At 66.2% G+C, this 26327-nt stretch carries 16 protein-coding genes and 1 pseudogene; 5 read left to right on the forward strand and 12 right to left on the reverse strand.

The genetic code is table 11. The annotated features are described in order from the left end of the window. The 3 genes and pseudogenes from JNC62_RS14765 to JNC62_RS14775 all read right to left on the reverse strand — a co-directional run. Positions 1-756 (reverse strand): annotated as a pseudogene (locus JNC62_RS14765) (hypothetical protein); the annotation flags it as partial. A 318-nt stretch (positions 757-1074) separates the two neighbouring features. After that, a complete protein-coding gene (locus tag JNC62_RS14770) occupies positions 1075-2463 on the reverse strand; it encodes an MFS transporter (RefSeq protein WP_374839777.1) in 1389 nt (462 codons plus the stop codon). Between the two features lie 150 nt (positions 2464-2613). Further along, the gene (locus JNC62_RS14775; RefSeq protein ID WP_374839778.1) at positions 2614-7404 is read right to left on the reverse strand and encodes an NAD-glutamate dehydrogenase; all 4791 of its coding nucleotides are present in this window, start codon (positions 7402-7404) and stop codon (positions 2614-2616) included. A 343-nt stretch (positions 7405-7747) separates the two neighbouring features. Here JNC62_RS14775 and pdxY point away from each other — a divergent pair, with 343 nt between their 5' ends. Continuing rightward, positions 7748-8623 carry a pyridoxal kinase PdxY gene (gene pdxY / locus JNC62_RS14780; RefSeq protein ID WP_374839779.1) on the forward strand — a complete coding sequence of 292 codons (876 nt, stop codon included), beginning with the start codon at positions 7748-7750 and terminating at the stop codon, positions 8621-8623. Between the two features lie 158 nt (positions 8624-8781). Then, a complete protein-coding gene (locus JNC62_RS14785; protein ID WP_374839780.1) occupies positions 8782-9423 on the forward strand; it encodes a carbonic anhydrase in 642 nt (213 codons plus the stop codon). A gap of 256 nt (positions 9424-9679) precedes the next feature. Here the strand turns inward: JNC62_RS14785 and JNC62_RS14790 are convergent, their stop codons facing one another. Together JNC62_RS14790 and JNC62_RS14795 are read right to left on the reverse strand one after the other, a co-directional pair. Continuing rightward, a complete protein-coding gene (locus JNC62_RS14790; RefSeq protein WP_374839781.1) occupies positions 9680-10501 on the reverse strand; it encodes a lytic murein transglycosylase in 822 nt (273 codons plus the stop codon). 186 nt (positions 10502-10687) lie between these two features. Continuing rightward, the gene (locus tag JNC62_RS14795) at positions 10688-11722 is read right to left on the reverse strand and encodes an aspartate-semialdehyde dehydrogenase (RefSeq protein WP_374839782.1); all 1035 of its coding nucleotides are present in this window, start codon (positions 11720-11722) and stop codon (positions 10688-10690) included. 585 nt (positions 11723-12307) lie between these two features. Between JNC62_RS14795 and JNC62_RS14800 the strand changes: the two genes are divergently transcribed. After that, positions 12308-14197 carry an MFS transporter gene (locus JNC62_RS14800; RefSeq protein ID WP_374839783.1) on the forward strand — a complete coding sequence of 630 codons (1890 nt, stop codon included), beginning with the start codon at positions 12308-12310 and terminating at the stop codon, positions 14195-14197. A gap of 65 nt (positions 14198-14262) precedes the next feature. Here the strand turns inward: JNC62_RS14800 and JNC62_RS14805 are convergent, their stop codons facing one another. The 7 genes from JNC62_RS14805 to paaN all read right to left on the reverse strand — a co-directional run bounded on the left by JNC62_RS14805 (position 14263) and on the right by paaN (position 24943). Then, positions 14263-14961 (reverse strand): phosphatase PAP2 family protein, encoded by a 699-nt coding sequence (locus JNC62_RS14805; RefSeq protein ID WP_374839784.1) that lies wholly within the window; start codon positions 14959-14961, stop codon positions 14263-14265. Between the two features lie 216 nt (positions 14962-15177). Continuing rightward, positions 15178-16290, reverse strand: coding sequence for a 3-isopropylmalate dehydrogenase (leuB, locus tag JNC62_RS14810; protein ID WP_374839785.1), 1113 nt, complete (start codon positions 16288-16290; stop codon positions 15178-15180). Positions 16291-16743: 453 nt separating this feature from the next. Next, complete coding sequence (gene qhpR / locus JNC62_RS14815; RefSeq protein WP_374839786.1) at positions 16744-17763, reverse strand: AraC-like transcriptional regulator QhpR; 1020 nt, start codon at positions 17761-17763, stop codon at positions 16744-16746. Between the two features lie 166 nt (positions 17764-17929). Further along, the gene (gene paaZ / locus JNC62_RS14820) at positions 17930-19951 is read right to left on the reverse strand and encodes a phenylacetic acid degradation bifunctional protein PaaZ (RefSeq protein WP_374839787.1); all 2022 of its coding nucleotides are present in this window, start codon (positions 19949-19951) and stop codon (positions 17930-17932) included. 20 nt (positions 19952-19971) lie between these two features. Next, positions 19972-22053 (reverse strand): FAD-dependent oxidoreductase, encoded by a 2082-nt coding sequence (locus JNC62_RS14825; protein ID WP_374839788.1) that lies wholly within the window; start codon positions 22051-22053, stop codon positions 19972-19974. A gap of 2 nt (positions 22054-22055) precedes the next feature. Next, positions 22056-23264, reverse strand: a complete 1209-nt coding sequence (gene pcaF, locus JNC62_RS14830; RefSeq protein WP_374839789.1) for a 3-oxoadipyl-CoA thiolase — start codon at positions 23262-23264, stop codon at positions 22056-22058. A gap of 23 nt (positions 23265-23287) precedes the next feature. Further along, complete coding sequence (gene paaN, locus JNC62_RS14835) at positions 23288-24943, reverse strand: phenylacetic acid degradation protein PaaN (protein ID WP_374839790.1); 1656 nt, start codon at positions 24941-24943, stop codon at positions 23288-23290. 124 nt (positions 24944-25067) lie between these two features. On the opposite strand from paaN, the gene paaG reads away from it, so the two are divergent. Both paaG and paaI read left to right on the forward strand, forming a co-directional pair. Next, the gene (paaG, locus tag JNC62_RS14840; protein ID WP_374839791.1) at positions 25068-25853 is read left to right on the forward strand and encodes a 2-(1,2-epoxy-1,2-dihydrophenyl)acetyl-CoA isomerase PaaG; all 786 of its coding nucleotides are present in this window, start codon (positions 25068-25070) and stop codon (positions 25851-25853) included. Beyond that, positions 25850-26299: a hydroxyphenylacetyl-CoA thioesterase PaaI gene (paaI, locus tag JNC62_RS14845; RefSeq protein ID WP_374839792.1), complete on the forward strand. Its 450-nt coding sequence runs from the start codon at positions 25850-25852 to the stop codon at positions 26297-26299. The genes paaG and paaI overlap by 4 nt, the downstream gene beginning before the upstream one ends. Positions 26300-26327: the final 28 nt, after the last annotated feature.

Here is a 26327-nt window from a genome sequence, read left to right on the forward strand (position 1 = left end):
GGTCAGTCGGACCGAATCGCCGCGACCGGCACCGCCACCCTCAACGGCGGCACCCGTGATGACGCCGTTATTGGTGATCGCCGCCCCTGCCGTCACCGATGCGATACCGGTTCCGCCACCGCCGCCACCGCCGGCGTTGCCGACAACGGCGGCGGTGGCGGAACCGCCCGCACCGCCGGCTCCGCCGACGAGGGAGCCGCTCCAGAGGATGGTCAAGTCCTGACCACTGTAATAGAGGCCCGTGCCGCCCCCGCCGCCACCGGCGCCGAAATTCAATCCGTCCGGACCTGTCTGCCCTACTCCTCCGGTCACAAGCCCGAAGACGGTGGCTGTTGCGCCGGTACTGGCGCCAAGGGCCCCGCCCAATCCGCCCGGGAGGTCACCGTCCGCTCCCTGGCCGCCATGGCCTCCCGATCCGGGATTGCCAGGGATCGTGATCGTTACACTCCCGTCGAGGGTGCTGGCACCGCCGCCATCGCCATTGCCCGCGCCGCCATAGCCGGAGCGGTCCGGAAAGCCACTGCCGCCGGGGGCGCTACAGGCTGTGGTAGGTCCGGGAAAGCAAGCAGCCGCGGCCGCGTTCGGGAGCCCGGAAAGACCCAGGCTTAGCGCGGCCGGAAGCGCTGCGATGTGCCCTCGCTTGAACCACCCTGCAATAAAAGGCGGGCTCTCGCCACCGGCGCCGCAGAGCAGCAGGTTGCGCAGGCGTCTGACATGGGCGGATGCGGCAACCTGTGCCGCAAGGCCCGCAGTCATCGGCGCATCCATGACCCTATCGTTCGTGGAACCGTCTCTCTGGTGCGGGGACCGGGCGAAGGCCGGGAAAGATGCCCGAACGGACGGGAACAGCGGGCGCATTACGTCTCCTGAGATACAAACTTAAATACAAACCTGAAATACAAACCTGAAATACATAGCGGCGAATCAACGGCGCTCCTCCGAGGAGACCAAGCCTTCAGAATGAGTGGAGTTCCAGATTGGAAAGCGGCTGACCAAGGCTTTCCTGGGATCTGTTGCCCAACGGCAACGGAGGCTTGTTCAGCGCCAGCCCGCATGGTGGGCTCGCATCTCGCGTCAGCGGTCAGCGGGGTCGTGCGCCGGATAGGGCGCCGGCAGCAGCAGGACGAGGCCGATGCCGAGGAAGACGACGAGCGCACCCATGCCGAGTGCCGCCGAGCCGGTCGCGCTGGTGATCAGGCCGACGCAGAGCGGGGCGGCGAAGGACGTGGCCCGCCCGGTCAGCGCGTAGAGCCCAAAATATCGTCCGGCCTCCTCCGGCGCCACGCTGCGCGCCAGGTAGGAGCGGGCGGATGCCTGCACCGGGCCGAAGGCGATGCCGACGAGCAGCCCGTAGAGGATGTAGGCCTTCTCCGCCGCCGTGCCGAACAGGCCGCCGGAATCGGCTGGCGAGAGCGGCACCAGGCCGAACAGGGTATGGCCCGGCGCCGTCGAGACGATGCCGAGGGTGGCCACGATCAGGCAGATCAGGCTCGCGACCACCACTGTCTTCGAGCCGAAGCGGCCGTCGAGCCGGCTTGCCCACAGGCAGCCGCCGATCGCCACGACGTTCAGGACGATGCCGTAGAGGCCGAGCTCCATCGTCTGCCAGGCGAACATGCCGGCCGCAAAGGTGCCGCCGAGGGCGAGCAGGCCGTTGACGCCGTCCTGGTAGAGCATGCGCGCAATCAGGAACCGGACGATGCCCGGGCGCCCCTTGAGCTCCGCAAAGGTGTGGCGCAAATCGGCGACGCCTGCCCGAACCGCGGGCAGGATGCGCATGCCGCGTCCGCCATCGGGCGTGAACAGGAACATCGGCAGGACAAAGACCAGATACCAGACGGCCGAGATCGGCCCGGTGATCCGCGCGTCCTCGCCTGCCGCCGCGTCCAGTCCGAACAGCGGCTCGATGCCGAGCGCCGTCCTGCCGGTTTCCGGATTGGCCGCCAGCAGCAGCACGACGCCGATGAGGACGATCATGCCGCCGAGATAACCCAGACCCCAGGCGAGGTTCGAGATCCGCCCCGCCTCCTGCGGCGGTACCAGCCGCGGCATCATCGAATCGTTGAAGACGATCGAAAACTCCGCCGCGATCGTGGCCAGCACGATCATCGCCAGCGGCACGGCCAGGCTCGTTCCTGGCGCGGCATACCAAAGCGCCCAGAGCGCGACGATCTGGACGACGGCGAAGACGCCGATCCATGGCTTGCGCCGGCCGGTCTTGTCGGCAACCGCACCGAGAACCGGGGAAAGCACGGCGATGATGATGCCGGAAACAGTGAGCGTGTAGCTCCACGCGGCCTGGCCGGCCACGGGATCGGCGGCCAACCGCGAGACGAGATAGGGACCGAAGATGAAGGTGGTGATGACGGTAAAGAACGGCTGGGCCGCCCAGTCGAACAGCATCCAGCCCCAGATGCCGAGCCGCCTTGGCCGGCGTCCGGCCGTGTCGTCCTTGCCTGTCATTGCCCCTCCGGCGCTTGAGCTTGCGGAGCAGCCCGTACCGGAGATGGCGCAGGCTCTGACGCCGACGGCCGGTCGTTAGCCGGCTGTCGTTCTATCGGACCGTCCGTGCGGCGAGGGATGCCGGGCGCTGGCGCGCCCGGCAGGACTTTCTCACCTTGCCCGGCCGTGCGCAAGGTCGCTCAACGCGCCGGCGGCTACGGAGATCTTGGCCAGCGTCGCCTCGCCGGCCTCGGTCAGTGCGCCCAGGCGCCCGGTCACCAGGCCCAGCCTTCCGGCGTCGGCGCTCCGCCAGGCCGAAAGGGGATTCTTGTCTCCCTTGTGCTTGGCGAGCACGGCCATCGTCAGCTCGCGACGCGCATAGGCGATGTCGGCGAGGTTGCGCGCCAGTGCGAGCGATTCGTACAGGTCCGTCGTCGGCACGCGCGTGGCCGCGCCGAGCAGGGCGCCGATGTTGAGGGTCTCGCTGATGCCCGCAAAGGTCTGCGCCGTGCGCACCAGGTTGTCGCCCGTCTGGGTGGCGATCAGCATGATCTCGGGAACGAAGGCCATCGCCAGCAGATCGGCGATCTCGCCCGCGAGTTGCTCGGGAACACCCTTGTCCTCGAAGGAGAGTGCCTTGCGGCGCAACTCCTCGCGCGCCGCCTCGGGCATCAGGCTGGCGAGATGCGGCCGCAGCTGCCTGAGCGCCTGCTTCAGCTTGTGCACCGCCGTGTCCATCGGCGCGTTGATGGCGCCGGTGGTCAAAAGCAGCGCCGTGGCGTTGGAGAAGATCCGGCCGAGCTCCTCGTAGACCTCGTTCTGCGCCGACCCCGCAATCGCGTTGTCCAGCGCATCGGCAGCCGCATAGAGCGGGAACAGCTCGTAGCCCTCGAAGGCCAGCATGGCCGCCTTGACGACGTCCGCGCTCGAATAACCGCTGCCGTCGGTAAGCTGGCTGACGAAGGCCGGCCCGCCGCGATTGATCACGCCGTTGGCCAGGATGGTCGCGATGATCTCGCGGCGCAGCCGGTGCGAGCGGATATCCTGGCCAAAGCCGCGCTGCATCTTCGCCGGGAAATAGTTGATCAGGGTCGGCTCGAAATAGGGGTCGTCCGGCAGGTCGCTCTCGAGGATCTCGTCGAACAGAACGAGCTTCGAGTAGGAGAGAAGCACGCCGATCTCCGGCCGCGTCAGCGGCTTGCCGGCGCGGTAGCGTTCGTCCATTTCCTGGTCGCTCGGCAGCATCTCGACCTTGCGGTTCAACTGTCCGGCCGCCTCGAGCCGCGTCATCAGCCGCGACAGGCCGGGCCGGTTCGCCTGGCCCTGCCGCTCGCACAGCGAGATCGCCAGCGACTGCAGGTAGTTGTTGCGCAGCACCAGATGGGCCACTTCGTCCGTCATCGACGCCAGCAGCGTGTTGCGCTTCGCCCGGGTCAGCCGCTCCTCGCGCATCGCCGAGGCGAGCGCGATCTTGATGTTGACCTCGACGTCCGACGAATTGACGCCGGCGGAGTTGTCGATCGCGTCGGAGTTGCACCGGCCGCCCTTCAGTCCGAAGGCGATGCGGCCGCGCTGGGTGACGCCGAGATTGGCGCCCTCGCCGATCACCTTTGCCTGCACCTCCTCGCCGGTGACGCGGATCGCATCGTTGGCGCGGTCGCCCACCTCCGCATCCGTCTCGCTGGCGGCGCGGACATAGGTGCCGATGCCGCCGAACCAGAGCAGGTCGACCGGGGCCTTGAGGATCGCGCTCATGATCTCGAAGGGGGTTGCCTTCTGCTTGTCGATGCCGATCGCGGCCATCGCCTCGCTCGTCAGCGTCACCGATTTTTCCGTGCGCGGGATGATCATCGCCCCCTTGGAAAGGGCGGCGCGGTCATAGTCCTGCCAGCTCGAGCGCGGCAGCGCGAACATGCGCTTGCGCTCGGCGAAGGACAGCTCGGTATCGGGGTTGGGATCGATGAAGATGTCGCGGTGGTCGAAGGCGGCGATCAGCCGGGTCTTGCGCGACAGCAGCATGCCGTTGCCGAACACGTCGCCGGACATGTCGCCGACGCCGACGACCGAGAACGGCGTCTTCTGGATGTCGATGTCCATCTCGCGGAAATGGCGCTTCACCGTCTCCCAGGCGCCGCGCGCCGTGATGCCCATTTTCTTGTGGTCGTAGCCGGCCGAGCCGCCGGAGGCGAACGCGTCGTCGAGCCAGAAGCCGGCCTCCTGCGCCAGCGCGTTCGCCGTGTCGGAGAACGTCGCCGTGCCCTTGTCGGCGGCGACGACGAAATAGGGATCGTCGCCGTCGAGCCGGACGGTGTCACGTGGCGGCACGACCTCCTGCCCGACGATGTTGTCCGTCACCGACAAGAGCGTGCGGATGAAGGTCTTGTAGGCCTCCTTGCCGGCATTGAAGACGGCATCGCGGCTGCCCCCGACGGGCAGTTGCTTCGGATAGAAGCCGCCCTTGGCGCCGACCGGAACGATCACGGCGTTCTTGACCTGCTGCGCCTTGACCAGGCCCAGCACCTCGGTGCGGTAGTCCTGCGCGCGATCGGACCAGCGCAGGCCGCCGCGGGCGACGCGGCCATAGCGCAGGTGCACGCCCTCGACCTCGGCGCCGTAGACGAAGATCTCGCGGAACGGCTTGGGCTCCGGCAGGCCGTCGAGAGCCTGCGGATCGAGCTTGAAGGCAAGGGCCGGAAGCGGCCGGCCCTCGCCGTCGCGCTGGAAGTAGTTCGTCCGGAGCGTCGACTGGATCGCATTGACATAGCGGCGCAGGATCCGGTCCTCGTCCAGGCTCGGCACCCCGGCCAGCGCCGCTTCGATCCTGACCGACAGCTCGCCCGCCTGCTTTTCGCGCTTGCGCTCGGCAAGCTTCGGGTCGAAGCGCGTCGCAAACAGGTGGAACAGGTCGGCGGCGATCAGCGGGTACTTGCTTAGCGTGTCGGCGATGTAGTCCTGCGAGTAGGCGATCCCGGTCTGGCGCAGATAGCGCGCATAGGCGCGCACCACCATGATCTCGCGGGCGTCAAGGCCGGCCGTCATCACCAGGCGATTGAAGGTGTCGTCGTCGGTGCGGCCGTGCCAGGCCGACAGGAAGGCGTCTTTCAGCACGCCGGCGAGCTTCGGCAGGTTGATGTCGAGCCCGTCGCGATGGCGCAGTTCCATGTCGTGCAGCACCACGAGCCGGCGCGCGCCGTCCTCCTGCACCACTTCGATGTCGTGCGTCTGCTCGCTCACCACGTTGAAGCCGAGGTTTTCCAGAAGCGGCACGCGCCTCGACAGCGACACCGCGTCGCCGGCGTGGAAGATCTTCAGTTCGAGCATCTTCGTGTCGCTGTTGCCGGGCTTGCGGTAGAAGGCGATGTGGATCGGATCAGCCTCGGTCGCCGCCTCGATGATGCCGAGGTCGGCATGGGCCTCCGCCGGGGTGAACGCTTCCTGATAGGCCTTCGGCGCGATCAGCTTCGTCGCGTCCGGCCCGGCCAGCGCCTCGAAGCGGTCGGTCCAGCGGGTGGCGATGTCACGGACGGCCAGCTCGAGCTTCTTCTGCGGAACCCGCGGCGTCTTGCCGCCGGAGCGGCCGATGATGAAGTGGACGCGCGCCAGCCCCCCTTCCGGAAAGGCCGGATAGTAGGCGGACACGCGCCCGTCGTAGACCGTCTTGAGATAGGTGCCGATCTTCTCGCGCACGTCCGAATCATACTGCTCGCGCGGCACGTAGACGATGACGGAGACGAAGCGGTCGAAATGGTCGATCCGCGGCAGCACGCGGATGCGCGGCCGGTCGCTGAGTTCGTTGATCTGCTCGCAGAAGGTCGCAAGCAATCCCGTATCGATCTGGAAGAGGTCGTCGCGCGGGTAGGATTCGAGCGTGTTGATCAGCATCTTGCCGGAATGGCTCTGCGGATCGTAGCCGAAGTGGTCGATGATCGCCTGGACCTTGGAACGCAGCAACGGGATCTGCGAGGCGGCGTGGGTGTAGGCGGTCGACGTGAACAGGCCGACGATCCTGAGCTCGCCGGTGACGTTGCCCTCGGCGTCGAACCGTTTGACCCCGACATAGTCCATGTAGGCGCGGCGGTGGACCACCGAGCGCACGTTCGCCTTGGTAACGATCAGGAACTCGGGCCCTTCGAGGAAGGCCAGGATTTCGGGCGTCGTCGTCACCGCGTCCTTGCCGAGCCGCAGCACGCGCACATCCGGATCGGACAAGATACCGAGGCCCTTGCCGGTGCCGCGCTCGACCAGCGCCTTTTCGCCCTTGCCGCTGTAGGTGTACTCGCGCATGCCGAGGAAGGTGAAGTTGTCGTTGCGCAGCCAGTCGAGGAAGGCGATGGCCTCGTCCTTGTCGGCCTGGCGGCGCGCGGTGCCGTTCTGCGCCATCTCCGAAACGGCAAGCGCCAGCGTGTCCATCATCGGCTTCCAGTCGCCGACCGCCAGGTGAACCTGGGAGAGCACGTGGCGGATGCGTTCGATCAGGCTCGCCGCCTCCGAGGCGCCCAGCGCCGACAGATGGATCTCGATATGGCTGACGCGATGGGCCGGATCGCTCGGCTCGTCGGGAGAAAAGAGCTTCGGCTCCTGGTCCGGTTCGATCACCAGGATCGGATGGATGGCAAGGTGGATGTCGCGGTGCGTGCTCGTCACCTCGCCCATCACCGAATCGTACAGGAACGGCTGGTTGCGGTCGGTGACCGACAGGATCGACACCGGCGCGCCCTGCGGGGCGGCGGCAGCGACATTGGTGACCGTCACGCGCGGTTCGCAGCCGTCCCAGGCAAAGATCTCGGCGTGGGCGTGGGCCGCGGTCGCCGCCAGCATGTCGGCGCTGTAGAGGTCGAGATCGTCGTTGCTGGCCCGCCCGAAGAGGATCCAGGGATCGATGAACTTCTCCCCCCGCTTCGCCGCGGCGGTCGCTACCGCATCGATCTGTTTCTCTCTCCTCGTATTGCTGCGTGTAGACATGAATTCCCCCCGAAATTGGATGTCAGGACCCTAGCAGAAGAGAAATTCTCCCCGCGAGGTTTTTGTAGCTATTGGGCTGATTTCAATCGATTTTGTCCGAAAAACGCCAAAACCGGTGGCAATCCCCGCAAAAAAACGGGCGATTCTCGAAATTTCCGGTCAAAATCCGCAGAAATCGCGGCATTTGCGGCTCGCCGGTGATGAGGTCTGGCCGCACGCGAGCCAGGATTTTGGCCAATCGGTCGGCGCGCCTTTACTGTCCGCTCAACATTTTCTTGCGGTTGGCAGAGCCTTGGTTCAATGGAGGACGATCGGTGTAACGGACTCGGGAAAGCCACATCGGATGAGCGTAGGCGAAAAGGGCGCGATCCTTGTCATATCGAGCCATGTCGTGCGCGGCACGGTGGGAAACCGCGCCGCGGTGTTCGCGCTGGAATCGCTTGGCCACCCGGTCTGGGCCGTTCCCACCGTCATCCTTCCGTGGCATCCCGGGCATGGTCGGGCTACGCGGGTCGTGATCGGCGCCGGCGAGTTCGACGCGCTTGTCGACGACCTGATCGGCGCTCCCTGGCGCGGCGAGATCAAGGCGGTGCTGTCGGGCTATATCGGCGAGGCGGCGCAAGCCGCTTCGATTGCCCGCCTCGTGCGCGCGCTGAAGACCGAGAACCCGGAGATCGTCTATCTCTGCGACCCGGTATGCGGCGACGAAGGCGGCCTCTATGTGCCGCTTGCCACCGCCGAGGCGATCCGCGACGATCTGCTGCCGCTCGCCTCGATCGCCACCCCGAACCGGTTCGAGCTCGCCTGGCTTGCCGGTGCGCCGCTCGAGACGAATGCCGCGATCATGGAGGCGGCGCTGGCGCTCGGGCCCTCGCGCGTGCTGGTCACCTCCGCCGTGGCGATGATGGCCGGGGGGACAGGCAATCTCTATCTTTCCGGCCGGACCGCCCTTCTGGCCGAGCACCGCCAGGTGCCGAACCCGCCGAACGGGACGGGCGACCTCGTCGCCTCCGTCTTCCTGTCGCGGCTGCTCGATGGTCTGTCCGAGGAGCGGGCCTTGCAGCTGGCCACCGCCAGCGTCTTCGAGATCGTGGCACGCAGCGCCAAGCGCGGCGCAGACGAGCTGACCCTAGAGCAGGATGCCGCCAGCCTCGCCACGCCGATGGCGATGGTGCAGATGCGCCGGCTCGTCCATCCCGCCGCAAGGCGAATCCGGTAGGGGCGCAAGCGCGCAGTACGGGACCGATGCCCCCGCCCCGCATGGCCGCTGGACGATGACGATTCAGGTCAATCTCAGGCTTGCGCAGCGAGGCCGCGCCCGTTACAGCATTTTTCCGCGCTTCTACTCATTCGTCATCGTACGGGAGTATCGACAAAATGCATCGCTTTCCGGACCACCTTCTGACCGGTTATCAGAATTTCATGGACGGACGCTTCAGCGAACAGCAACAGCGCTACAAGGCGCTTGCGGAAAGCGGCCAGAAACCGAAGACGATGGTGATCGCCTGCTGCGATTCGCGCGCGGCGCCGGAGACCATCTTCGACTGCGGCCCCGGCGAGTTGTTCGTGGTCCGCAACGTCGCCAATCTGATGCCGCCCTACGAGCCGGATGGCCATTATCATTCGACCTCGGCCGCCCTTGAATTCGCCGTGCAGTCGCTGCGCGTCTCCGACATCGTCGTCATGGGCCACGGCCGCTGCGGCGGCATCAAGGCGGCCCTCGATCCGGATGCGGAACCGCTGTCGCCGGGGGACTTCATAGGCCGCTGGATGAACCTCCTGAAGCCGTCTGCCGAGCAGATCCAGAGCAACGCGGTGATGACGGCCGCCGAGCGCCAGCGCGCGCTGGAACGCGTCTCGATCCGCAACTCGATCGCCAACCTGAGAACGTTTCCCTGCGTGCAGATCCTCGAACAGCGCGGCAAGCTCAACCTGCACGGCGCCTGGTTCGACATCTCCACTGGCGAACTCTGGATCATGGACGCCAAGACCGGCGATTTCGGCCGGCCGGGAATGTGAAGAGCGCCCGGCGGCGTGCCCGGGCCAGACTGTCGCTATATTTTCTTACGCGCAACCCGCCCTCTTCCCTCACCCCGGACTTGATCCGGCGTCCAGCCGCGGGCGGCGCGAAAAAGTCCCTTGGGCTCAACGATTTGAGCGCGCTGGATGCCGGATCATGTCCGGCATGACGGATTCATTGAGCCCGCTCGAGATTTAAGAACAACGTAGCCCGCGATCAGGCCCGACACGTCGCCGGGCCTTCGGAGAAGCGGCGTCAGTCGCCGTCGATTTCCGCGCCGATGATGGCGATCGCCTGCTGATAGACGCTGGCCGCGTTCCAGCCCTGGATCGCGGCGAAGTTCGCCTCGCCCGGCTGGTAGCCGGCGCCGGGGGTCCAGCCGTGACCGACCAGGAAATTCGCGGTCGAGGCGAGCGCGTCGGCCTTGGAGCGGACGAGGTCGATGCGGCCGTCGCCATCACCGTCCACGCCATATTTGAGAACGTTGACCGGCAGGAACTGGGTCTGGCCGATCTCGCCATGGGCGGCGCCGCGCGCCTGCGTGCTCAGCGTGCCGCTCTGCACCAGATTGAGCGCCGCGTAGAGCTGGTTGGTGAAGTATTCCGAACGCCGGCAGTCGTAGGCGAGCGTGGCCACCGCCGAAAGCGTGTGTTCCTTGCCGAGGAATCCGCCAAAGCCGGTTTCCATGCCCCAGATCGCGATGAGCGGTCCGGCCGGCACGCCGTACTGGCGCTCGATGCGGGCGAAGAGCGCTGCGTTCTGTTTGCGCAGACCCTTTCCACGGTTGATGATCGTTTGTCCGCCGCGCTTCTGCATGAACTGGTCGAGCGACAGCTTGAAGCTCTTCTGGCCGCGGTCGGCCCGGATGGTTGCCCTGTTATAGCCGACTTCGGCAAAGGCGACGTCGAGCGTGCGCGGGTCGATTCCCTTTCCCGAGGCCTCTGTCTTGAACTGGTCGACCCAAGCCTCGAACCCGGTGGCGTTGTCGCCGCACGCCGCGGCCATCGCTACCGCTGGAACTGCCGCCGTCAGCACCACCGCCGCCAGCCCCTGTACCATCCTGTTCATCAAGCCCATCCAATCAACTCCGAGATCTCGAACCACTTTGCGTCACGACATGCGAATTGCCCGTCAGATGCGTCATCGCCACTCGCGCATGCGGCGGGTGCCATAGCCGCCGACCATGTCTCGATCAAGGCAAGGTCCCGCACCCGTCTGACGGTCGAGGCGGGACCTTTATTTTCGTGCTTTGGGTTTGTCCCCTCAGGCGGCGTGCTTCTTCGCCTTGATCAGACCGCGGTTGACCAGCAACTCGGCGATCTGGATCGTGTTCAGGGCCGCGCCCTTGCGCAGGTTGTCGGAGACGACCCACATGTTCAGGCCGTTCTCCACCGTAGCGTCCTCACGGATGCGCGAGATGTAGGTGGCGTCCTCGCCGGCCGATTCGTAAGGGGTGATGTAGCCGCCGTTCTCCGGCTTGTCGATCACCTGGCAGCCCGGCGCCTCGCGCAGGATTTCGCGCGCCTCATCGGCGGTGATCTCGTTTTCGAACTCGATGTTGACCGATTCGGAATGGCCGATGAACACGGGAACGCGCACGGCCGTGCAGGTCACCTTGATCTTCGGGTCGAGCATCTTCTTCGTCTCGGCCAACACCTTCCACTCTTCCTTCGTGTAGCCGTCCTCCATGAACACGTCGATGTGCGGGATGACGTTGAAGGCGATGCGCTTGGTGAACTTCTTGCTCTCGATCGGATCGGCGACGAAGACGGCGCGGGTCTGGTTGAAGAGCTCGTCCATGCCCTCCTTGCCGGCGCCGGAAACCGACTGGTAGGTTGAGACGACGACGCGCTTGATCGTCGCGCGGTCGTGCAGCGGCTTCAGCGCGACGACGAGCTGGGCGGTCGAGCAGTTCGGGTTGGCGATAATGTTCTTCTTGCGGAAGCCGGCGATCGCATCGGGGTTCACTTCCGGAACGATCAGCGGCACCTCGGCGTCGTAGCGCCAGGCCGACGAGTTGTCGATCACGACGCAGCCCTGGGCACCGATCTTGGGCGAATACTTCAGCGACACCGCGCCGCCGGCGGACATCAGGCAGATGTCGGTGTCGGAAAAGTCGTAGGTCTCGAGATTGTGCACCTTCAGCGTCTTGTCGCCGTAGGAGACTTCCGTGCCGACCGAACGGCTCGAGGCAAGCGCCACGACCTCATCTGCGGGAAAACCGCGCTCGACGAGGATGTTCAGCATCTCGCGTCCGACATTGCCGGTAGCGCCGGCGACTGCAATCTTGAAACCCATGTGTCTTGCTCTCTTTCTCTGTCTCTCCTCGGCTTCGTGAGGGGAAACCCGGCGACATGCGACGCGGGTTCCGGTCCCCGGCCATGCCGGGGAGAGAGCGGCGGGCCAGAGACGTCAGACGGTTTTCGTCGTCGTTTTGGCCGGTGTTTTCGAAGAAACGGGGCAACGCGAGTCCGCCCCGGCGGGATCCGCCAGGAGGTTGCTGTCGGCGATGATCAAGTCGCGGCAAAGCATGGGACGCTGTCCTTTTCCGGGGCTGCTATTAAGTGATTTTCCCCGGGAGTCAAGTAACAGCGGCTGCCGGGCGGCGGATTGGCGATCACGATTATGCCAGTCCTGCCGGCGCGTCGCGCATCGTCATCGCCCCGCATGGCACGGTCCCCCGGCGATATCGCACCTTTGCACCGCAATCATGGCGGGAACTCCGGGTTTTAGACTAAAGTCATAATCCGAAAGCCGCGCTGCCGCGTTCACCACTTTTCTGCCATTTTGTGACAACGCGCACCACGTTCGTCCGACCGAGGAGGATCGGTTGACGAGAGCGACGGGCGCTCCCCTAGGCCGTTTGAAGTGGAGGATTTCACAATGGCGAACACCGCAACAGCGGACGGTGCGAAAACCCGTCCGATGACGGGCGAGGAGAAGAAAGTCATCTTCGCCTCGTCGCTTGGCACCGTTTTCGAGTGGTATGATTTCTATCTGTACGGTTCGCTTGCCGTCTATATTGGCGCGGCCTTCTTCAGTTCCTATCCGGAAGCCACGCGCAACATCTTCGCGCTGCTGGCCTTTGCCGCCGGCTTTCTGGTCCGCCCGTTCGGCGCCCTCGTCTTCGGCCGCCTCGGCGACCTCGTCGGCCGCAAGTACACCTTCCTCGTGACGATCCTGATCATGGGTCTGTCGACCTTCCTCGTCGGCATCCTGCCCGGTGCCGCCTCGATCGGCATCGCCGCCCCGATCCTGCTGCTCGTCCTGCGCATGCTGCAGGGCCTGGCGCTCGGCGGTGAGTATGGCGGCGCCGCAACCTACGTGGCCGAGCATGCGCCGCACGGTCGCCGTGGCTACTTCACCTCGTGGATCCAGACGACGGCGACGCTCGGCCTGTTCCTGTCGCTCGTCGTTATCCTGGCGGTGCAGTTCATGCTCGGCAAGGAGGCCTTTGCCGCCTGGGGCTGGCGCATTCCGTTCCTGGTCTCCGTCGTGCTTCTCGGCGTCTCCGTCTGGATCCGGCTGAAGATGAACGAATCGCCGGCTTTCAAGAAGATGAAGGAAGAGGGCAAGACCTCGAAGGCGCCGCTTTCGGAGGCCTTCGGCCAGTGGAAGAACGCCAAGATCGCCCTGCTTGCCCTGTTCGGCGCCGTCGTCGGCCAGGCGGTCGTCTGGTATTCCGGCCAGTTCTACGCGCTGTTCTTCCTGACCGGCGTGCTGAAGGTCGAAAGCCAGTCGGCCAACATCATGGTGGCCGCTTCGCTGATCCTCGGCACCGGCTTCTTCGTCTTCTTCGGCTGGCTGTCGGACAAGATCGGCCGCAAGCCGATCATCATGGCCGGCCTGCTGCTGGCCATCCTGACCTACTTCCCGCTGTTCAAGGCGCTGACCTGGGCCGGCAACCCGGCGCTCGCACAGGCGCAGGCGACGGTCCGTGCGACCGTGACCGCAGCCCCCGGCGACTGCAAGTTCCAGTTCAACCCGACGGGCACGGCGAAGTTCACGACCTCGTGCGACATCGCAACCGCGTTCCTCACGAAGAACTCGGTGCCCTACGACGTCGTGACCACGGCGGCCCCGGGTACCCCGGCCACCGTGAAGATCGGCGAGACCGTCATCAACAGCTTTGACGTGATTGCCGCCGGCGACCAGGCCAAGGCAATGACCGCCGCGTTCGAAAAGCAGACCAACATGGCCCTGCACGACGCCGGCTACCCGCTGAACCGCGCCGCCGCCAAGGTTCCGGACTCCAAGCTCGACGCCTTCGTCGCCGCCAACCCGGAACTCGCCCTCGACGCCGCCGCCATCCGCGCCGGCGACAAGGCCACGATGAGCGGCGACGAGCTCGTCACCGCCAAGCTGCTCACCGCCGACGAAGCCGCGGGCGTCGACAGTATGGCGGTCTTCACGGTTGCCAACGGCGGCGCCTACGCGATGGTCGCCGATCCGGCCGCCGTCAACTGGACCAAGATCATCGCCGTCCTGACCGTCCTCGTCATCTACGTGACGATGGTCTACGGCCCGATCGCAGCTTTGCTCGTCGAGCTGTTCCCGACCCGCATCCGCTACACCGGCATGTCGCTGCCCTACCACATCGGCAACGGCTGGTTCGGCGGCCTGCTGCCGGCGACGGCGTTTGCGATGAGTGCCGCCCAGGGCGATATCTACTACGGCCTGTGGTACCCGATCGTCTTCGCGGCGATCACCCTCGTCATCGGCCTGCTGTTCCTGCCGGAAACGAAGGACCGCGACATCCACACCATGGATTGATCGACCGTCCAACGGACACATGGAACCGGCGCGTGTCGACACGCGCCGGTTTTTTTATGGGCGCGTCACTCCTTCGCAGGCCCGTTGAAAGCGATCTTGGGTCGCGGCCACCCCGCGGCGTCCAGCCGGAACAGCACGTTCCAGCGGGCGAATAGGAAGGCGGCCATTACCGCGCACCACAACCCAACCAGCAGCCCGGCGGCAACGTCGCTCGGATAATGGGCGCCGACGATCACCCGCGAGACGCCGATCAGCAGCGCGCCGACAAGAAACAGCGGCCGCAGCCGCGGCACGAGCAGCGCGAACGCCCCGAAGAACGAGCCGACCGCCGCCGAGTGGCCGGAGGGGAAGCTCTCGAACACCGTGTTACCGGTCAACGGCGTCAGGCTGTAGGCGCCGAGCTCGACCAGCATTTCCGGCCGCGCCCGGCCGATCAGGGTCTTCAGGAGGTGGACGAGCGCGCTGGCACTGCCGATCGTGACGAAGAAATAGGAAAACAGCCGCATCGCCGTTCGCGCCCGGCCGGCCACCGTCTCGCTGCGGCTGGCCTGATGGACGATGAACGCGACGATCGCCAGCAACCCCGACCCATAGATCATCCAGCGAAAGGTGCCGAAATCGGTGATCGTCCGATTGAAGGCGACAATCGCCTTGGGCAGGCCTTGGGCGTACGCCGAAAGCCGGGCATCGAACGGGATGAGGGCCGCAACGAGGACTGTGGCGGTGATGAAGATCCAGAGCGAGGAGGAGAGCGGTCGGTTCATTTGGGCTCCTGTTGCGACCCCTGACCTTGGGTGTCGCCGGAGGCATTTTCAAGGTTGCGGCCAGGGAACCGCTCCCGCTTCGCACCGGCCCGCCCCCGGGGGGCGGTAGATTGACCGCGTCAGCGCAAGAAAAAGCCCCTCCCCCTTGTGGGGAGGGGTTGGGGAGGGGCTGTTCGAGCGGTTCGGGAAGGGGCGCTTCCACGCCCCCTTATGCCCTCAGGCCGACAGAGCCTTGAACTCGGCCAGGATTGCGTCGCCCATTTCGGCGGTGCCGACCTTGGTGCAGCCCTCGGCCATGATGTCGCCGGTGCGGATGCCCTTCTCGAGCACGTTGGCGATCGCCTTTTCCAGGTCGTCGGCTTCCTTCACCATGTTGAAGGAGTAGCGCAGGCACATCGCGAACGAGGCGATCATGGCGATCGGGTTGGCGATGCCCTTGCCGGCGATGTCCGGGGCGGAGCCGTGCACCGGCTCGTAGAGCGCCTTGCGCTTGCCGGTCTTCGGGTCCGGCGCGCCGAGCGAGGCCGACGGCAGCATGCCGAGCGAGCCGGTCAGCATCGCGGCGACGTCGGAGAGCATGTCGCCGAACAGGTTGTCGGTGACGATCACGTCGAACTGTTTTGGCGCACGCACCAGCTGCATGCCGCCGGCGTCGGCGAGCATGTGCTCGAGCTGCACGTCGGAATAGGCGCGCTTGTGCGTCTCGGTCACGACCTGGTGCCACAAGACGCCCGACTTCATGACGTTGCGCTTTTCCATCGAGCAGACGCGGTTGTTGCGGGTGCGGGCCAGCTCGAAGGCGACGCCGGCGATGCGCTCGATCTCGTAGGTGTCATAGACCTGGGTGTCGATGCCGCGCTTCTGGCCGTTGCCAAGGTCGATGATCTCCTTCGGCTCGCCGAAATAGACGCCGCCGGTCAGTTCGCGCACGATCAGGATGTCGAGGCCCTCGACCAGCTCGGCTTTAAGCGAAGACGCGTTGGCAAGTGCGGGATAGCAGATCGCCGGGCGCAGGTTGGCAAACAGCTTCAGATCCTTGCGCAGCCGCAGCAGGCCGGCCTCCGGGCGCACCTCGTAGGGCACCGAATCCCACTTCGGCCCGCCGACGGCGCCAAACAGCACGGCGTCGGCCTCGAGCGCCTTCTGCATGTCGCCTTCCGAGATCGCCGCGCCATGGGCGTCATAGGCCGAGCCGCCGACGAGACCCTCGTCGGTGACGAAGCCGGCGCCCTTCTCGGCGTTCATGTAGGCGATGATCTTGCGGACTTCCGCCATGGCTTCCGGGCCGATGCCGTCGCCGGGCAGGAGGAGAAGGTTGCGCTCTGTCATGGGAAGTTCCTCGTCAAAGATAGCGGGTTTCGCGCGGTTCTTAGCGCAACTTCCGTTCAAGGCAAATCGCCGCGACGAAAGAATTTTGCGCAGCCGCCCGACCGCCTTGTCACCGGGGAAACAGGGTCGGCCGCCGTCTTGTGCGATCAAGGAAGCGTAGAGCCGGAAACGAAACGTCCGGCTGCAAGGCACCGGAGGACTTGAAATGTATCACTACATACAGACCGTCCTCGCCGCGATCCGCTCGGCGATCGATGCGCTGATCTTCCAGCATCGCCCCCCGCCGGGTTGGGGCTGATGGCCGCGGGCTGCGTCGATAACAACCCCGCCAACAGCATCGCGGACATACACGCCGACCGGCCCCCGCCCGATCCTATCTTCCGGAACCCCGGACGCTTCCTGCGTCCGGGATTGCTGAAACCGTCCAGGCAGCCTCATCGCGCCGGCCCCTTCTCAATCCGGTTCATCGTCGCACCGCAACCGCCGCAGCCTGCTCGGTGGTATCCCCTCTGCTCGACGGAACGCGCGGGTAAAATCCGACTGTTGGCGGTAGCCGAGCCGGCTTGCGAGTTCCATGAAGGGCAGGTTCGTCTGCAGGATCATCTCGCGGGCGTATTCCATCCGCAGTCGCTCGATCTCGTCGCGGAACGACAAGCCCTCCTCCAGCAGCCGCCGACGCAGCGTGCGCGTCGAAAGGCCGATCATCATGGCGATCGTCGCCTGGTCCATCTCGCCCTCGCCGATGCAGGACAGCACCGCCAGCCGCAGCCGGTCCGCCAGCCGCTCGCTGCGCTCCGATCGTCCCGGGGCGTCGGCCGGATGGGCCCCGGCCGGCCACTCCGACAAGACCGGAAGGGACAGCATTGCGGCGGGAAAGGCAAAGAGGTTGCTGGAATAGCCATAGACGCAGGCGATCCCGAAAGCGTTGTCAAACGCATGGCGCCGACCGCCCTGCTCATGCTCGAAGACGAGACTTTCGGGCCGGAAGTCCGGCTTGAAATAGCGGCGAATGACGCCATCGAAGAAGCCGAAGGTGAACTCGACGTCGAAGGCGCGCGGCCAGATCGCCGGATCGAGGATGCGGTATTCTATGAGCGCCAGCGAATCGCTGACCGAAAGGCGGATGAGACTGCCGGACTGAACTTCGTTCATCGTCGCCACGAGCGCCGAAAGCACGGTGCCGAGCCGGCTTCCGCGCGCGAAATGCGGAAAGAGCTGCGGCAAGCCGCAGGGCACGAAGGCGCGGCCGCATTGCCAGATGCCGGCGGCATCACCAAGCGCCCGGCCGGCCTCCTCGAGAAATCCGACGAACTGACCGAGGCTGACCGTCGAACCGGAAAGACTCCCGTTCGTCAGCGGGCAGCCGATGCGCCGGCCGATCGGCTCGGGATCGATGCCCCGGTGGCGCAGTTGCGCGCCGACGCCGGCGAGAACCCGCCGGTCGATGTGTCCGCCTGTCTCCGCATGCTCCATCGCCATCCTCCCGGACGATCGTCGCACGAAAATTGGCATGTGAGGGCGAGGCCCTGTGGCAGGGCATCCCTGGCAGCAACCGAAGCATCGCCTGCGTCCCTCCTCGAACGCAAGCGCTTCGTTTCCGGCGCCGCACTTACCGCGCGCGGCCCCGGGTGGCGAGCCGTCAGGCGGCGGTGCGCGCGCTCATCGTCAGAAGGTCATAGCGGGCGACCGTCTCGTCGTTCTGGTTGAACACCTCGACGTCCCAGCGCACCTCGCCGTATTCCGGGCTGCGCGCCGCCCTCTTGTCCTTCACCGTCAGCCGCACGCGCATCGAATCGCCGGGCGAAACCGGTTTGAGAAAGCGCAGGTTCTCGAGGCCGTAGTTTGCGAGCAGCGGGCCCGGCGCCGGATCGACGAAGAGGCCGGCGGCAAAAGACAGGATCAGGTAGCCATGCGCGACGCGGCCGGGGAAGAACGGATTGGCGCTCGCGGCCTCCTCGTCCATGTGCGCATAGAACTTGTCGCCGGTGAAATGGGCGAAGTGCTCGATGTCTTCCAGACCGACCGTGCGCGACGGCGTCTGCACCGTCTCGCCGATCTTCAGTGCTTCGTAATTGCGCTTGAAGGGATGCTCAGGCGTGACCGGGGCGGCCGCGCCCTTCGTCCAGCGCCGGGTGATCTGGGCGATCCGGTCGGGCGATCCCTGCAGGGCGGTGCGCTGCATGTAGTGGAACACGCCGCGCAGGCCGCCCATCTCCTCGCCGCCGCCAGCCCGGCCCGGGCCGCCGTGGACGAGGCCCGGAAGCGGCGAGCCGTGGCCGGTCGATTCCTTGGCGCAGTCGCGGTCGAGCACGAGCACGCGGCCGTGATAGGGGGCGATGCCGAAGATCAGCGCATCGGCGACATCGGCGTCATAGGTGTAGACGGAGGCGACCAGGCTGCCCTCGCCCTTCTTCACCAGTTCGACCGCCTCGTCCAGCGTGTCATAGGGCATGAGCGTCGAGACCGGGCCGAAGGCTTCGACCGAATGGACCTTGTTTGCCTTGAGCGGCTCGTCGCAGCGCAAAAGCACCGGCGCGAAGAAAGCACCCTCGCCGTCCGGAATGTCGACGCGGCCGAAGGCGATCTCAGCCTCGCTGCGCAATTCCTCGATCGCCTCGACGACCGCTTCACGCTGCGCCCGCGAGGCAAGCGCACCCATCCGCGTCTCGTCGAGGCGCGGGTTGCCGGGAACGGCCTTGGCGAGTGCCGCCTTCAACGCTTCGGTGACCGTCTCTTCCTGCGCCCGCGGCACCAGCACGCGGCGGATGGCCGTGCACTTCTGCCCGGCCTTCACCGTCATCTCGCGCGCCACTTCCTTGACGAAGATGTCGAATTCCGGCGTGCCCGGCCCCGCGTCCGGTCCGAGCACGGCGGCGTTCAGCGAATCCCGCTCGGCGATGAACCGTACGGCATTGCGCGAGATCGCCGGGTGGTTGCGCAGCTTCTCCGAGGTGTCGGCCGAGCCGGTGAACGAGACGACGTCCTGTCCGGTCAGGTGGTCGAGCAGGTCGCCGGTGGAGCCGGCGATGAACTGCAGCGCGCCCTTCGGCAGGATGCCGCTTTCGATGATCATCCGCACGCAGGCTTCGGCCACGTAGGCCGTCGCCGTCGCCGGTTTGGTGATGACGGGAACCCCGGCAAGGATCGTCGGCGCCAGCTTCTCCAGCATGCCCCAGCAAGGGAAGTTGAAGGCGTTGATGTGGACGGCGACGCCGATCAGCGGCGTCAGGATGTGGCGGGCGACGAAGGTGCCGGCCTTGGACAGCGGCTCGGTCTCGCCCTCGATGACAAAGCGCTCGCTCGGCAGTTCCTTCTTGCCGCGCGAGGCATACGCGAACAGTGTGCCGATGCCTCCATCGATGTCGATCCAGTTATCGCGGCGGGTGGCACCGGTGTCAAAAGCGATCTGGTAGAGCTCTTCCTTGCGTTCGTTGAGGTAGACCGCAATGGCCTTCAGCATGCCGGCGCGTTCGTGGAAGGTGAGCGCCCGCAGCGCCGGACCACCGACCTCGCGCGCATGGCGAAGGGCTGCGACGAAATCCAGCCCCTTCGTCGAGGCGCGGGCGACGACGCGACCGTCGATCGCGCTCGGAATGTCGGCAAAGCCGCTCTCCGGGGTGAACCAGCGGTCTTCGACATAGCTCTTCAGGATGGTTGACATGTCATGGTCTCCTGTTTGCGTCAGTGGCTGCGCCACGCGGCAAAGGTTCCGCCCGTGCGGGCGAGTTCGATGAGAAGAGGGGCCGGTTCGGAGCCGACGCCGCCGGCCTGGTGCGCCGCCTCGACCTCTTCAAGGAGGCGCGACAGCCCGATCTGGTCGGCGGCCCACATCGGCCCGCCCTTCAGGCGCGGGAAGCCGTAGCCGTTGACGAAGGCGAGATCGATGTCGGAGGCGCGCAGCGCGATCCCCTCGGTGAGCACCTTGGCACCCTCGTTCGCCATGACGGCGACGAGGCGGCGCTGGATCTCTTCCGGAGTGAAGGCGCGGGGCGCGATGCCCCTTGCCGCGCGGGCGGCCTCGATCGTCTGCGTCGTCACCGGATCGACCGATTTCTTCCCGGCTGCGTCATAGGCATACCAGCCGGCGCCGGTCTTGCGGCCGAGCCGGCCGGCTTCCACCAGCGTATCGGCAATCGTTACGTAACGCTCGCCCGCATCGCGGCTGGCGGCGCGCCGCTTGCGCATCGCATAGGCGATGTCGAGGCCGGACATGTCGGACACGGAAAAGATGCCCATGGCGAAGCCGTAGGCCTGAAGCGCCGCATCCACCTGCTCCGGCGAAGCGCCGTCTTCGATCAGGTACTCGGCGTGACGGCGATAGACGGCATAGATGCGGTTGCCGATAAAGCCGTCGCAATTGCCGGCAACGACAGGGATCTTGCCGATCTTCTTCGCCAGCGCCAGCGCGGTCGCAAGCGTTTCGGCACTGGTCTTTGCGCCGCGCACAACCTCCAGCAGCTTCATGATGTTGGCCGGTGAAAAGAAATGCAGGCCCACGACGTCTTCGGGGCGCTTCGTCACGGCGGCGATCGCGTCGAGGTCGAGATAGGAGGTGTTGGAGGCCAGGATCGCCCCCGGCCGGCAAAGCGCGTCCAGCCGATTGAAGATGTCGGTCTTTACCGCCATGTCCTCGAAGGCCGCCTCGATGACGAGGTCCTGCCCGGAAAGCACGTTCCAGTCCGCGCCGACGGTCAGTCGGCCAAGCCGCTCGGCCATCGATTCGCTGCTGATGCGGCCGCCCGTGACCTGCCGCTCGTAGAGCCCCTTCACCCGTTCCCGGCCTGTCGCGGCGGCCGCCTCGTCGCGTTCGAGGACGGTGACGGTCAGTCCGGCATCGGCGAGTGCCACGGCAATGCCGGCGCCCATCGTGCCGGCGCCGATGACGGCGACGTTGGCGACCGGGCGCGCGCTGGCGCCGTGCAGCCCCGGCACCTTCCAGACCTGGCGCTCGGAAAGAAACAGGTGGCGCAAGGCTTTCGCTTCCGCGCTTTCCCGCAATTGCAGGAAGGCGGCGCGCTCGGTGGCGAGGCCGTCGGAGAAGGCCGGGTTGCGCGCCGTGCGGATGATCGGAATGACCTCCGCCACCGCCGGCACGCCCTTGGCGCGCGCGATCGCTGCCGCGGCCGCCGCTTCCTCCTCGGCCTCGTCCCCTTCGGGAACCGGCAACTCGCGTACGCGGCGCTTGTCCATCGTCTCCGCCGCTGCGATCGCCGCAGCCAGCAGGTCGCCCTCGACGACGCGATCGACGATGCCGTGCTTCTCAGCCTCGGCCGCCTTCAGGATCTTGCCCTCGGCGATCAGGGTGATCGCCGTCGCCATGCCGGTCAGGCGCGGCAGCCGCTGGGTGCCGCCGGCGCCGGGGATGATGCCGAGCCGCGTTTCCGTCAGACCGACCTGCGCCTTCGGGCCGGCGATGCGGTAGTCGCAGGCAAGCGCGATCTCGAGCCCGCCGCCCAGCGCCGCGCCGTCGATTGCGGCTACAACCGGCTTTTCCAGGGCGTCGATCGCTGCCACCACGTCGGGGAGATAAGGCTCGTCCGGCGGCAGGGACATTTCCTTCAGGTCGGCGCCGGCGATGAAGCGGCCCGGACCGCCGTAGATGACGGCGGCGGTGACGCCGTCGTCCGAAGCGACCTCGGAGGCGGCGAAGAGCAGGCCCTCGCGCACCGCCTTGGACAGCGCATTGACCGGCGCGTAGTCGATCGTGATGACGGCGACGCCGCCATGGCGTGTAATGGAAACGGGATGGGCAGGGCTGGTCATGGTCACACCCTTTCGATCAATCCGGCGATCCCCTGGCCGACGCCGATGCACATGGTGGCGATCGCCCGTTTTCCGCCGCGCACTTCCAGGGCGCTGACGGCCGTCATGGCAAGGCGCGCACCGGACATGCCGAGCGGATGGCCGAGCGAGATCGCGCCGCCATGCGGATTGACGTGTTCCGCATCGTCCGGCAGGCCGAGCTGGCGCAGCACCGCCAGCCCCTGCGAGGCGAAGGCCTCGTTCAACTCGATCAGGTCGATGTCGGAGAGCGAAAGCCCGGTCTTTTCCAGAAGCTTCTTCGTTGCCGGCGCCGGACCGATACCCATGACGCGCGGGGCGACGCCGGCGCAGACGACCGAGACGACACGGGCGCGCGGCGTCAGGCCGTAGCGCTTCACCGCAGCCTCCGAGGCGATGATCAGCGCGCCGGCACCATCATTGACGCCCGACGCGTTGCCGGCTGTCACCGAGCCGCCTTCCTTCCGGAACGGCGCCTTCAATTTGGCGAGCTGTTCCAGCGTCGTCTCCGCGCGCGGGTGTTCGTCGACGCTGACCGTCGTGATCGCTCCCTTCTTGCCGGCGACGTCGATCGGCGAAATCTCGCGGGCGAAGAAGCCGGCCTCCTGCGCCGCCTTGGTCCGCTGCTGTGAGCGCCAGGCAAAGAGATCCTGGTCTTCGCGCGAGATATTGAAGTCGGCGGCGACGTTTTCGGCCGTCTCCGGCATCGAGTCGACGCCGTACTGCGCCTTCAGCACCGGATTGACGAAGCGCCAGCCGATCGTGGTGTCGAAAATTTCGGCCTGCCTTGAGAACGCGTCGGTCGCCTTGCCCATGACGAAGGGGGCGCGCGTCATGCTCTCGACACCGCCGGCGATCACCAGGTCGGCGTCACCGGTCTTGATCGCACGGGCCGCCATGCCGACGGCATCAAGGCCCGAGCCGCACAGGCGGTTGATCGTCGTGCCCGGCACGCTCACCGGCAGGCCGGCCAGCAGCACCGCCATGCGCGCCACGTCGCGATTGTCCTCCCCCGCCTGGTTGGCGCAGCCGAGGATCACGTCGTCCACCGCTTCCCAGTCGATCCCCGGGTTACGCTCCTTCAGCACGCGCAACGGATGGGCGGCGAGGTCGTCGGCGCGGACGTCCTTCAGCGCGCCGCCATAGCGGCCGATCGGCGTGCGGGTGAAGTCACAAATATAGGCTTCCGACATGAAATCCTCCTTGAAAATGCGGTTCAGGCCGCTGCCGGACGGCGCACGCAGACAACGCGGAAGCGCTGGGCGACATAGGCCGTGTCGGTCAGGCAGGCATTGCCGGCGGGGTTGGCACCGGTGACGTGGAAGTCGCTGAAGGCAGCACTCTGGTTGACATAGATGCCGCCGGTCAGGTTGACCGAGAGCGGAGCGCCGGCCTGCGCATAGAGCCCGACCGCCGCGTCGATCAGCGCGTCGTCGCGACTGTAGAGCGCGGCGGTGATGCCGCCCTTCGCCTTCGCCGCGCGCGTGGCGCGATCGATCGCGTCCGTGGCATTTTCACAGGATACCACGAAGCTGATCGGACCGAACTGTTCCTTGAGATAGGCGGCTTCGTCCGCGGCCTCGACCGCGAGAACCAGCGGGGTCGCCGTCCGCGCACCCTCCTGTCCAGAAACGGGGGTGCTGGCGCGCACGACGCGGCCTAGGGCGGAAGCCTTGGCGACACGCTCGAGCGTCGCCGGGTTCTGGATTGCGCCGCAGACCGCCGCCGCGCGCTGCGGGTCGGCCAGCAGCGCGTCGATCGCCGCGGCGATGCCGCTGGCTACCTCGTCGAAGCTCTTGTGGCCTTCGTTCGTCTCGATGCCGCCGCGCGGCACAAAGATGTCCTGCGGGGTCGTGCACATCTGGCCGCTGTAGAGCGACAGGGAGAAGGCGATGTTCTGGCACATGGCCGAAAAATCGTCGGTGCTGTCGATGACGATCGTGTTGATGCCGGTTTCCTCGGTGAAGACCGGCTTTCCCTGGACATTGTCGCGCAGCCAGCCGCCGAACTCGGAGGAACCGGTGAAATCGACGAGCGCGATAGCCGGATGGACGGCAAGCGTTTGCGCGACGGGCGCCTCGGGCGTGTCGACGGCCAACTGAATGACATCGGCGTCAAAGCCGGCCTCGGACAGCACCTGACGCGCAATCTTCACCGTGATCGCCAGCGGCAGGATCACCGCCGGATGCGGCTTGACGATCACCGGATTGCCGGTGACGAGATCGGCAAAGATCGCCGGATAGCTGTTCCAAGTCGGGAAGGTGGCGCAGGCGATGACAAGGCCGATGCCCCGCGGCACGAGGTGGAATTCCTTCGTGAGCCGGATGACGTTGCGGCCCGCCGGCTTGTCCCAGGCGACATCACCCCGCGGGATGCCTGTCATTTCCCGATAGGCGTAGGCCACCGCTTCCAAGGCGCGGTCCTGCGCATGCGGCCCGCCGGCCTGGAAGGCCATCGCGAAGGCCTGGCCCGTCGTCTGCTCGACCGCGTGCGCCATCAGGAAGGATGCCTTGTTCAGCCGGGCGATGACCTCGAGGGCGACGCCGCAGCGGGCCTGAATACTCGCCTGCCCCCAACCCGAGGCGGCAGCGGAAGCGCGCGCGATCAGTTGGTCAATTCCGGTGCGGGGATAGGTGATGCCAAGGGGGGGACCGAAGGGTGACACCTCGCCGCCGACGCGGCCATCGTCCGCTTCCTGGTCGAGCGCGAAAGGCTTGTCGAGCAGCGCCTCGAAAGCGGCCTTGCCCTCGACGGGCAGCACCTCACCATAGGTGCGCGGGACCTCGGAAAAGGCGCTCCAGAAGCCGCGCTCCTCAATGGCCTTCATCGCATCAGCAAGCAGATTGCGATGCGTTTCGAACAGTCCGGTCATGAATTCCTCCACGTTCGGCCCGATTGTGCTTGACAGTTGACAAGGGGTCGATTTCGGCTAATTATTAACCGAACGATCGGTCAATTCAAGTGAAACTTGTTGACCCGCCGAAGGGAGGCAGAAAGTGACGTCTACAATCAAGGTGGACCGGCGCGAGGGCTGGACCGCGATCACGCTGAACCGGCCCGACCGGCTCAACTCGTTCAATGAAGAGATGCACCGCGCACTGGCCGCCGCACTCGAAGAGGCTGCCGATGAAAGCTGCCGCGCCGTGCTTCTGACCGGCGAAGGCCGTGGCTTCTGCGCCGGACAGGACCTTTCCGACCGGGTCGGCAAGGACGGCCCGCCGGATCTCGGCTATACGATCGAGACCTTCTACAATCCGCTGGTGCGCCGCCTGCGCGCGCTTCGCAAGCCGGTCGTCTGCGCCGTCAACGGCGTCGCCGCCGGCGCCGGCGCCAATATCGCCTTTGCCTGCGACATCGTGCTTGCCGCCCGCTCGGCCCGCTTCATCCAGTCCTTCGCCAAGATCGGCCTCGTGCCGGATTCCGGCGGCACCTTCTTCCTGCCGCGCCTGATCGGCGAGGCCCGCGCCAAGGCGCTCGCATTCACTGCCGAGCCGCTGTCGGCAGAGAAGGCCGAGCAATGGGGCCTGATCTGGAAGGTTGTCGACGACGACAAGCTGATGGCGGAAGCCGAGGCGCTGACCGCCCATTTTGCCACCCAGCCGACGCAGGGCCTGGCGCTGATCAAGGAAGCGATGCAGGCCTCCAGCGCCAACGACCTCGACACCCAGCTCGACCTGGAGCGCGACCTGCAGCGCCAGGCCGGCCGCACGCCGGACTATGCCGAGGGTGTCAGGGCTTTCATGGAGAAGCGCCAGGCGGTCTTTACGGGACGAACGAAATGACCGGCGCTGAACTCGCAAAACTTTCGGCCGAGACCATGTGGGCCAGCGACCGTGCCAGCCAGGGTCTTGGCATGGACGTCGTTTCCGTCGAGCCCGGCAAGGCAACGCTGACCATGACGGTCAATGAGACCATGACCAACGGCCACGGCACCGCGCATGGCGGCTTCATCTTCGCGCTCGCCGACAGCGCTTTTGCCTTCGCCTGCAATTCTTACGGCGAGACCACCGTCGCCGCCCATTGCAGCATCAGCTACATCCGGCCGGGCCGGCTTGGCGACTTGCTGACGGCCGAGGCACGCGAAGTCTCGCGCGCCGGCCGCTCCGGCATCTATGACGTGAGGGTCAGCGCCAACGGCGTGACGATCGCCGAGTTCCGCGGCCACTCGCGCAGTCTCGGCAGTTCCTTCATCGGAACTGATGGACCGCAAACCAACAAGCCTGCATGATCCTGTCGGAGGACAGGTCGCGACGGAG

The organism is Mycoplana ramosa, assembly GCF_041930185.1.
Taxonomy (GTDB): Bacteria; Pseudomonadota; Alphaproteobacteria; order Rhizobiales; family Rhizobiaceae; genus Mycoplana; species Mycoplana ramosa.